Annotated in this window: 3 protein-coding genes; all 3 read right to left on the bottom strand. The window is 70.3% G+C overall.

Annotation, left to right across the window (positions count from 1 at the left end):
• Positions 1-793: serine/threonine-protein kinase (locus QK444_RS34975; protein ID WP_282786274.1), on the bottom strand; the 793-nt coding region annotated here is incomplete at its 3' end.
• A 171-nt stretch (positions 794-964) separates the two neighbouring features.
• Positions 965-2,137 carry a VWA domain-containing protein gene (locus QK444_RS34970; protein WP_282786273.1) on the bottom strand — a complete coding sequence of 391 codons (1,173 nt, stop codon included), beginning with the start codon at positions 2,135-2,137 and terminating at the stop codon, positions 965-967.
• 228 nt (positions 2,138-2,365) lie between these two features.
• A partial coding sequence (locus tag QK444_RS34965; protein WP_282786272.1) for a DUF5682 family protein occupies positions 2,366-2,878 on the bottom strand: 513 nt, incomplete at its 5' end.

Below are 2,878 nucleotides of genomic sequence, written 5' to 3'. Positions count from 1 at the left end.
AGCGGTAGCGGTCCTGCGGGCGCTTGGACAGCGCCCGGGCCAGCACGCCGTCGATGGCGCGGGGCAGGTCCGGGCGCAGCGCGCTGGGCAGGCGGGGACGCTCCTGGAGATGGCCGCGGATCACCGCCGCCGGACTGGTGCCCTCGAACGGCACACTGCCGGTGAGCAATTGGAACAGCGTGCAGGCCAGCGAGTACTGGTCGGAGCTGCCGTCCAGCGTCGCGCCGGTCAACTGCTCCGGGGAGGCGTAGGCCAGGGTGGCGGTCACGGTGCCGGTCTGGGTGAGATGACCGGTGTCGTCGCGCAGCCGGGCGATGCCGAAATCGGTGAGATACACGCGTTCACCACCCGCCCCCGCACGACCCGAGCGGGCCAGCAGGATATTGGCGGGCTTCACATCGCGGTGCAGGACGCCGATACCGTGCGCGTAGTCGAGGGCCTTGGCGGTCTCGGTGATGATCTGCACCGCGCGTAGCGGCGGCAGCTTGCCCGGATCGACGTTGGCGGCGTTCACCCCGTCGATGAACTGCATGGAGATCCACAGCTGTTCGTCCACCGCGCCGCGGTCGTAGACCGTCACGATATTCGGATGATCGAGCTGGGCGACCAGATCGGCTTCCCGGATGAACCGGGCGCGGATCTCGTCATCGGAGAACATCTCCTGATTGAGCAGTTTCAAGGCCGTCATGCGCGGCAGCCGCGGATGCTTGGCCAGGTAGACCGAACCCATACCGCCGCGGCCCAGTTCGCGCTCGATGACGTAACCGGCGAAATCTTCACCAGAGTTCAGCAACCGAGAGCCCCCCGTTTCCACGAGTCGAATCGCCAGGCAGCCTAGCAGTGTTTGCGTGCGCCGCTTCCGCGCTCACTGCGAATATATCGCCTGAACTGGGCGTTTTCGTTATCCGACCGGAATCCTGGCGATCCGGCCGGGCCGCCGGACGCGCTCCGTCGCGCACCCGAGTCAGGGGGAGGCCCGCCCGGCGTTCAGCTCGGCCCACCGCCGCACGTCCCCCCGGTCCAGGGCCACCGCCAGCAGCTCCGGGAAGCGATCGGGAGTGCACGCGAAGGCGGGGACGCCGAGGGCGTCCAGGGCGGCGGCGTTCTCGCGGTCGTAGGCGGGCGCGCCGTCGTCGGACAGCGCCAGCAGCACCACGACCTGAACGCCCGCCTCGGTCATGGCGCGCACGCGGCGCAGCATATCCGCGCGGACTCCACCCTCGTACAGATCGGAGATGAGCACGAACAGGGAGTCGGCGGGGCGGGTGATGAGCGACTGCGCGTAGGCGAGGGCGCGGTTGATATCGGTGCCACCGCCGAGTTGGGTACCGAACAGCACGTCCACCGGATCGGCGAGCCGATCGGTGAGATCCACGACGGCGGTGTCGAACACGATCAGCGAGGTCCGCAGCGACCGCATGGTCGCCAGCACCGCCCCGAACACCGACGCGTACACCACGCTCGACGCCATGGAACCGGATTGGTCGATGGCCAGCACCACATCGCGCCGCACCGCCTGCGCCTTGCGGCCGTAGCCGACCAGCCGCTCCGGCACGATGGTGCGGTACTCGGGCAGATAGGTGCCGAGATTGCGGCGAATGGTGCGGTCCCAGTCGATATCCCGCGGTTTCGGTCGCGCCACCCGCGCCGCCCTGTTCAGCGCGCCGCCCACCGCGGCGACGGTGCGGGCGGCGATGCGCCGCTCGATCTCGCGCACCACCCGCTCCACCACCATGCGGGCGGTGGCCCTGGTGGTCTCCGGCATCACCTTGTTCAGGCCGAGCAGGGTGCCGACCAGATGGACGTCCGGTTCGACCGCGTCCAAGAGTTCCGGTTCCAACAGCAGTTCGGTGAGATCCAGCCGCCGCACCGCGTCGCGCTGCATCACCTCGACCACCGTGGTCGGGAAGTACGAGCGGATATCACCCAGCCAGCGCGCCACATTCGGCGCCGAACCGCCAAGCCCGCCGGAACGCCGCCCACCCTGCCCCATGCGGGCGTCGGAGTCGTAGAGCGCCGACAGCGCCCGGTCCATGGCGGCGTCCTCGGCGCTGCCGAGCCCGCCCAGCTCTGTCTCGCCCGCCGCCCCCAACACCAATCGCCAACGCCGGGAACGGGTTTCGTCATAGTCGTGCATCGGCCAGCCTCGTGGTTCGAGTGGAGGTCACGGGTTCGGCGTACGCGTGCCAGCGTGGGGGGAAGTCAGCGACGGCTGCTCCGCGCATGGACGGTCGCCGGACTTCCCGAGGCCACCCGGCCGCGGCCGGGCACTGGCCCGAACGGTGAGCGGGGGTGCCCGCCGAATCCGGGACGGTTCTGGTGCTGGGGATCGCAGCGCTGCGTAGCGAGTCTCCGAGTCGGCCGTTCATGTGCCGGCTCCCAGGATCTCGCGGGCGGCGCGTAGTGCGATCGCACCACGTGCCGGGTCGAAATGTGCTGTCGTCCCGGCCGTGGTGACGGGCGCTCCGTGGCGGATCGCCGTGGCGATGGATCGCCGCTCACCGCTGTCGAAGTCGCCGAACGTGCGGCGCAGCAGGGGCAGGACGGCGACGAAATCCGGCTCCGCCAGGCCGACCAGCCAGGAGTCGACGAGTGTCAGCAGGTTGCGGTCGTGGACGAGCAGCAGGCCGCGCCCACCGAGGAAGCCGTCGATCCAGGCGGCCTTGTCGGTGGCGGTGCGGCCCACCGAGAGCGCGGCGGAGAATCGCCGGGCCGACTCGGCGGCGTCGATGACCTCGGCGTCGCGGAGCAGCCGCACGGCGCGGCCGACGAGACCACCGTGCACATCGTCGCGGTCGGCCAGCCCGCGCAGGGTGGTGAGCCAGGCGTTCGTGGCCCAGTCGTCGGCGCGGGTGGCCAGCGCCAGATGGACGGCATC

This window comes from Nocardia sp. CC201C (assembly GCF_030010695.1).
Lineage (GTDB): Bacteria > Actinomycetota > Actinomycetes > Mycobacteriales > Mycobacteriaceae > Nocardia > Nocardia otitidiscaviarum.
Note: the sequence above shows the minus strand (reverse complement) of the source record. Positions and strands in the feature narration are given on the sequence as shown.

Excerpts from the sequence above, each read along its gene's own strand:
- QK444_RS34970 (WP_282786273.1), bottom strand. The coding sequence starts at position 2,137 with ATGCACGACTATGACGAAACCCGTTCCCGGCGTTGGCGATTGGTGTTG.